Source organism: Streptomyces sp. NPDC058964 (assembly GCF_042741275.1).
Lineage (GTDB): Bacteria > Actinomycetota > Actinomycetes > Streptomycetales > Streptomycetaceae > Streptomyces.
Genome location: NZ_JBHYKH010000198.1, coordinates 6,026 through 12,850, shown reverse-complemented (window position 1 = coordinate 12,850; position 6,825 = coordinate 6,026). Strand labels below are relative to the sequence as shown.

At 71.2% G+C, this 6,825-nt stretch carries 4 protein-coding genes; 1 reads left to right on the top strand and 3 read right to left on the bottom strand.

The features are described 5' to 3' along the window. Both ACFW2E_RS23600 and ACFW2E_RS23595 read right to left on the bottom strand, forming a co-directional pair. A partial coding sequence (locus tag ACFW2E_RS23600; protein WP_384469060.1) for a M16 family metallopeptidase occupies nt 1–1,453 on the bottom strand: 1,453 nt, incomplete at its 3' end. Further along, complete coding sequence (locus ACFW2E_RS23595) at nt 1,450–2,853, bottom strand: M16 family metallopeptidase (protein ID WP_384469059.1); 1,404 nt, start codon at nt 2,851–2,853, stop codon at nt 1,450–1,452. The genes ACFW2E_RS23595 and ACFW2E_RS23600, both read right to left, overlap by 4 nt. Nucleotides 2,854–3,178: 325 nt before the next feature. Here ACFW2E_RS23595 and ACFW2E_RS23590 point away from each other — a divergent pair, with 325 nt between their 5' ends. Then, nucleotides 3,179–5,638, top strand: a complete 2,460-nt coding sequence (locus ACFW2E_RS23590; RefSeq protein WP_384469058.1) for a DNA topoisomerase (ATP-hydrolyzing) subunit A — start codon at nt 3,179–3,181, stop codon at nt 5,636–5,638. Here the strand turns inward: ACFW2E_RS23590 and ACFW2E_RS23585 are convergent. Then, a complete protein-coding gene (locus tag ACFW2E_RS23585; protein WP_384469057.1) occupies nt 5,635–6,720 on the bottom strand; it encodes a CobW family GTP-binding protein in 1,086 nt (361 codons plus the stop codon). The two genes, ACFW2E_RS23590 and ACFW2E_RS23585, sit on opposite strands and share 4 nt — an antisense overlap. Nucleotides 6,721–6,825 lie beyond the last annotated feature (105 nt).

Sequence of the window (6,825 nt, the reverse complement as noted above, 5' to 3'; positions counted from 1 at the left end):
GGCTGGGACGGCGGTGCTTCCCGGTGGCGCGCGTGAACGCCATGTAGAGGCTGGTCCTTTCCTTCCCTCTCGCCGACACCACGGTGACTTCACCGATGCCGAGGGCCTCGACGGGCTCCTTGATCTGGGCGGCGTCGCCCACGAGGACCGTCACCAGACGGTCCACCGGGAAGGCGTTCACCACCGCCGCGGTGGCCTCCACGGTCCCGGTGGCGGCGAGCTGCTGGTACAGCGTCGCCTGGTAGTCGTCGGGCAGGTACTGCTCGACCTGGTCGGCCAGCGTGCCCGCCACGGCCGCCGCGGTCTCGTACTTCAGCGGAGCGACCCCGACGAGGTTCTGCACGGCGACGTCGCGCTCGCTGTCGGTAAGGCCCTCCTCGGCGAGCTTGCGCAGCACCGCCCACAGGTCCTGCAGGGCGGGCCCCGTGTTCGGGGTGTCCACGGAGCCGCTGATGGCGAGCATCGAGGCTCCTGTGCCGTCCGGGGCGGACCTGAGGACCTGCCCGAACGAGCGCACACCGTAGGTGTAGCCCTTCTCCTCGCGCAGGACGCGGTCCAGACGGGACGTGAGGGTGCCACCGAGGCAGTACGTGCCGAGCACCTGGGCGGCCCACACGCGGTCGTGCCGGTCCGAGCCGACACGGCCGATGAGCAGCTGCGTCTGGACGGCTCCGGGGCGGTCCACGATCACGATCCGGCCGGTGTCGTCGGCGCTGACCGGCGGCACCGGCCGCGGCTGCGCCGAGGAGCCCGTCCAGCCGCCCAGCGTGTCGCCGAGCAGTTCGTCCAGGTCGATGCCCGTGAGGTCGCCGACGACCACGGCGGTGGCCGTGGCGGGCCGGACGTGCCGCTCGTAGAAGGCGCGTACGGCTGCCGCGTCGATCTTCTCGACCGTCTCCTCGGTGCCCTGGCGCGGACGCGACATGCGCGAGGTCGCCGGGAACAGCTCCTTGGAGAGCTCCTTGGCCGCGCGGCGGGCGGGGCTCGCCAGCTCGTGCGGGATCTCGTCGAGGCGGTTGCGGACCAGCCGCTCGACCTCGCTGTCGGCGAAGGCGGGCGTCCTGAGGGCGTCGGCGAGCAGGCCGAGCGCCTTGCCGAGACGGGAGGCCGGGACCTCCAGGCTCAGGCGGACGCCCGGGTGGTCGGCGTGCGCGTCGAGGGTCGCGCCGCAGCGTTCCAGCTCGGCGGCGAACTCCTCGGCGGAGTGCCTGTCGGTGCCCTCGGAGAAGGCCCGCGCCATGATCGTGGCGACACCGTCGAAACCGGCCGGCTCGGCGTCCAGCGGGGCGTCCAGGAGCACCTCGACGGCGATGACCTGCTGGCCGGGGCGGTGGCAGCGCAGAACGGTCAGGCCGTTCTCCAGCGTGCCGCGCTCGGGGGCCGGGAAGGCCCAGGGCTTCGCCTCGCCCGCACGGGGCTGGGGGTGGAACTCCATCGCGGCGAGCTCGCTCACTTGGCCGCCTCCTCGTTGTTGTCGCCGGCTTCCACGGTGGCTTCCGACTCCGGGTCCTCGGGGAAGTCCTCGTCCTGGGTGTGCTCCGCGGACTCGGGGGACAGCGGCTCGTAGACGAGTACCGCCCGGTTGTCGGGCCGCAGGCGGGCCTTGGCCACCTCCTGGACCTCCTCCGCCGTCACCGCGAGGACGCGGTCCACGGCGGTCAGGGCGAGCTGCGGGTCGCCGAACAGCACCGCGTACCGGCACAGCTCGTCGGCGCGGCCCGCGACCGTGCCGAGCCGGTCCAGCCACTCGCGCTCCAACTGGGCCTGGGCGCGCTCCATCTCCTCGGGCGTGGGGCCGTCCTGCGCGAAGCGGGCGAGCTCCTCGTCGATGGCGGCCTCGATGACCGGCACCTCGACGTCTCCGGAGGTCTTCACGTCCAGCCAGCCGAGCGAGGGCGCCCCGGCCAGGCGCAACAGGCCGAAGCCAGCCGCCACGGCCGTGCGGTCCCGGCGTACGAGCCGGTTGTAGAGGCGGGAGGACTCGCCGCCGCCCAGGACGGTGAGCGCCAGGTCGGCCGCGTCGGCCGCGCGCGTGCCGTCCTGGGGAAGCCGGTAGGCCGCCATCAGCGCCCGCGCCGGGACCTCCTCCACGACGACCTCGCGCAACTGCTCGCCGATGACCTCGGGCAGCGAGCCGTCGCGGGGCTCGGGCTTGCCGTCGTGGCCGGGGATCGAACCGAAGTACTTCTCGATCCAGGCGAGGGTCTGCTCCGGGTCGATGTCGCCGACCACGGAAAGCACCGCGTTGTTCGGCGCGTAGTACGTCCGGAAGAACTGGCGCGCGTCCTCCAGCGTGGCCGCGTCCAGGTCTGCCATCGAGCCGATCGGCGTGTGGTGGTAGGGGTGGCCCTGCGGGTAGGCGAGGGCGGTCAGCTTCTCGAAGGCGGTGCCGTAGGGAACGTTGTCGTAGCGCTGGCGGCGCTCGTTCTTGACGACGTCCCGCTGGTTCTCCATGGACTCGTCGTCCAGGGCGGCCAACAGCGAGCCCATGCGGTCGGCCTCCAGCCAGAGGGCGAGCTCGAGCTGGTGGGCGGGCATGGTCTCGAAGTAGTTGGTGCGCTCGAAGCTGGTGGTGCCGTTGAGCGAGCCCCCGGCGCCCTGCACGAGCTCGAAGTGGCCGTTGCCCTTCACCTGGGCGGAGCCCTGGAACATCAGGTGCTCGAAAAGGTGAGCCAGGCCGGTACGTCCCTTGACTTCGTGGCGGGAGCCGACGTCGTACCAGAGGCACACCGCCGCGACCGGGGTCAGGTGGTCCTCGGAGAGCACCACGCGCAGACCGTTGGCCAGGCGGTGCTCGGTCGCTGTCAGGCCCCCGGAGCCTGCCTCGGCTTTGGTCGTGTGACCCATGGGCATGTACGTCCCTTCGATCGCGGAGGCGGTCGTGAAACCGCGGTGTTCCTGCCGGTCCTGCCACTGTATGCAAGGTGCTGGAGCCTCGGTGAAGTTCCCGCCGCACGTACGCCCACAGCGGATCGCGTAGCCTGCGGGAGTCGTGCCCCGCAGCGGCCGCTCCGGCACCTCGGGGCAGCGGGACGGACCGTCGGTACCGGGTCCTTGCCCGGCTTGTCAGTACCGCGGTCCACAATGGTCCGCGTCAGATCCCGTTCACGCTTCAGCAAGAGCGAGCCGAAGGGGCGCGACCCGTAGGCGAGCGACCAGAAAAGAGGAGCCGGCAGCGATGGCCCGCCGCAGCACGAAGACCCCGCCGCCCGACGACTCGTTCGAGGAGAAGATCCTCGACATCGACGTCGTGGACGAGATGCAGGGCTCCTACCTCGAATACGCGTATTCGGTCATCTACTCCCGCGCCCTGCCCGACGCCCGTGACGGGCTCAAGCCGGTGCACCGCCGCATCGTGTACCAGATGAACGAGATGGGCCTGCGCCCCGACCGCGGCTACGTGAAGTGCGCGCGTGTCGTCGGTGACGTGATGGGCAAGCTCCACCCGCACGGAGACGCGTCGATCTACGACGCCCTGGTGCGTATGGCCCAGCCGTTCTCGATGCGCGTCCCGCTCGTCGACGGTCACGGCAACTTCGGCTCGCTGGGCAACGACGACCCGCCGGCCGCCATGCGGTACACCGAGTGCCGGATGGCCGAGGCCACGAGCCTGATGACCGAGTCGATCGACGAGGACACGGTCGACTTCGCGCCGAACTACGACGGCCAGGAGCGGGAGCCGGTCGCACTGCCGGCCGCCTTCCCGAACCTGCTGGTGAACGGTACGTCGGGCATCGCGGTCGGCATGGCCACGAACATGCCTCCGCACAACCTCGCCGAGGTCGTCGCGGCCGCGCGCCACCTGATCCGCCACCCGAACGCGGACCTGGACACGCTGATGAAGTACGTCCCGGGCCCCGACCTGCCCACCGGCGGCCGGATCGTCGGTCTCTCCGGGGTCCGGGACGCGTACGAGACGGGCCGCGGCACCTTCAAGATCCGTGCCACGGTCTCCGTGGAGAACGTGACGGCGCGCCGCATGGGCCTCGTCGTCACCGAGCTGCCCTTCACGGTCGGTCCCGAGAAGGTCATCACCAAGATCAAGGACCTGGTCAACGCGAAGAAGCTCCAGGGCATCGCGGACGTCAAGGACCTCACGGACCGCGCGCACGGCCTGCGTCTGGTCATCGAGGTCAAGAACGGCTTCGTGCCCGAGGCGGTCCTGGAGCAGCTCTACAAGCTGACGCCGATGGAGGAGTCCTTCGGCATCAACAACGTGGCCCTGGTCGACGGCCAGCCGCTCACGCTGGGCCTCAAGGAACTCCTGGAGGTCTATCTCGACCACCGCTTCAACGTGGTACGCCGCCGCTCGGAGTTCCGCCGCGGCAAGCGCCGCGACCGGCTGCACCTGGTGGAGGGCCTGCTCACCGCCCTCGTCGACATCGACGAGGTCATCCGGCTGATCCGTTCCAGCGAGAACTCCGCGCAGGCGAAGGAGCGCCTGATGGAGCGCTTCTCACTGTCGGACATCCAGACGCAGTACATCCTCGACACGCCGCTGCGCCGCCTCACCAAGTACGACCGCATCGAGCTGGAGGCGGAGAAGGACCGGCTCACCGCGGAGATCGCCGAGCTGACCCGGATCCTGGAGTCGGACGCCGAGCTGCGCAAGCTGGTCTCCGCCGAACTGGCCGCGGTGGCGAAGAAGTTCGGGACCGAGCGGCGCACGGTCCTGCTGGAGTCGTCGGGCACCCCGGCGACGGCCGTGCCGCTGCAGGTGGCGGACGACCCGTGCCGGGTGCTCATGTCGTCGACGGGTCTGCTGGCCCGTACCGCGAGCGGCGAACCCTTCGCGCGGGACGCGGACGGCAAGCGCGCCAAGCACGACGTGATCGTCTCGGCGGTGCCGGCGACGGCGCGCGGCGAGGTGGGCGTGGTCACGTCGACGGGCCGTCTGCTGCGGGTGAACGTGGTGGACCTGCCCCAGCTGCCCGAGACGGCGGCGGCGCCGAACCTCTCCGGAGGCGCGCCGGTCTCGGAGTTCGTCTCCCTGGAGGACGACGAGACGGTGGTCTGCCTGACCACGCTCGACGAGTCGTCCCCGGGCCTCGCCCTGGGCACGGAACAGGGTGTCGTCAAGCGTGTGGTGCCCGACTACCCGTCCAACAAGGACGAGCTGGAGGTCATCACGCTCAAGGAGGGCGACCGGATCGTCGGCGCGGTGGAGCTGCGCACCGGCGAGGAGGACCTGGTGTTCATCACGGACGACGCGCAGCTGCTGCGTTACCAGGCGTCCCAGGTGCGCCCCCAGGGCCGGCCGGCCGGCGGCATGGCGGGCGTCAAGCTCGCCGCGGGCGCCAAGGTCATCTCCTTCACCGCAGTCGATCCGGCCGCGGACGCGGTGGTCTTCACGGTGGCGGGCTCGCGCGGCACGCTCGACGACTCGGTCCAGACGACCGCCAAGCTCACCCCGTTCGACCAGTACCCGCGCAAGGGCCGTGCCACCGGTGGGGTGCGCTGCCAGCGGTTCCTGAAGGGCGAGGACTGCCTGGCGCTGGCCTGGGCGGGCCCGGTCCCGGCACGGGCGGCGCAGAAGAACGGCACCGCGGCCGAGCTCCCGGAGATCGACCCGCGCCGGGACGGCTCGGGCACCTCACTGCCGAAGACCGTGTCCGTGGTGGCGGGACCGGTGTTCTAGGTCCTGTCCGACAAGGCCTGGGCCGAGGGGTCCTCGGGATCCGGTTCATCGGGGTTCCGTACGTACCTCAGGACGCCCCACATGCCGTGCTCGTCGGCGTGTGGGGCGTCGGTCCTGCACGCCTCCAGCTCCTTGGCGAGCGTGGGCGCGTCGATGCCGTAGCCGATCAGGACGAGCTGGGTGAGGCGTGCCTCGGCGGCCGCCCAGGGTTGCGGATGGAAGCGCAGGAACCGGCCGACGGCGTGGACGCCATAGCGGTTCCGGGCGTCGTGGGGCCCGAAGTCGACGTACCCCTTGATGCGGTAGAGCCCCTCGGGCCTGCTGTCGAGGAACCCCATCAGCCGGCGGGGGTCGAGGGGGACGTCGGAGACGAAGGACAGGCTGTCGTATCCGGTGTGCAGGTGGTCGCCGTGCTCGTCACCGCCGTCGTGGTCGTGCAGGTCGTCGAAGGACAGCTGCCCGACGCGCTCCTCGCCGGGCCGGCAGTCGAAGAGGAACTCGGGGTCAATGCGCCCGTAGGTGGCGGGGACGACGGCGGCGCGGTCGGTGAGCGAGCCGACGAGGCCGAGAACGCGCTCGGCATCGGCCGCCCGGTCGAGCTTGTTGACGACGACGAGGTCGGCGAGGGCGAGGTGCCGGTCGGTCTCGGGGTGCCGCTCGCGAGTGGCGTCGAACTCGGCCGCGTCGACGACCTCGACGAGTCCGCCGTACACGATCCCGGGATGCTCGCTGGCGAGCACCATCCGTACGAGCTCCTGGGGTTCGGCCAGGCCGCTGGCCTCGATGACGATGACGTCGATGCCGGCGGCGGGCGCGGCCAGCCGCTCCAGATACACATCGAGTTCGCTCGCGTCGACGGCGCAGCACAGGCATCCGTTGCCCAGCGAGACCGTCGAGTCGCCGAGCGCCCCGGCCACGGCCATCGCGTCGATCTCGATGGCGCCGAAGTCGTTGACGATCACCCCGATGCGGCTGCCTCCGCTGCGGTGGAGGAGGTGGTTGAGGAGTGTGGTCTTTCCGGAGCCCAGGAAGCCGGCGAGTACGACGACCGGGATCTGCTGCGGACTGCGGCTGTGCCCCACTCTGCGACCTCTCTCACGCGGACGCGGGGGGGGGGGGGGGGCGCCCCCCCCCCCCCCCCCCCCACCACACCCGCCCCCCCACTCGAGGGGGTAGACAACACCCCC

Coding starts and splice junctions, on each gene's coding strand:
- ACFW2E_RS23590 (WP_384469058.1), top strand. CDS start 3,179: ATGGCCCGCCGCAGCACGAAGACCCCGCCGCCCGACGACTCGTTCGAG.
- ACFW2E_RS23595 (WP_384469059.1), bottom strand. CDS start 2,853: ATGCCCATGGGTCACACGACCAAAGCCGAGGCAGGCTCCGGGGGCCTG.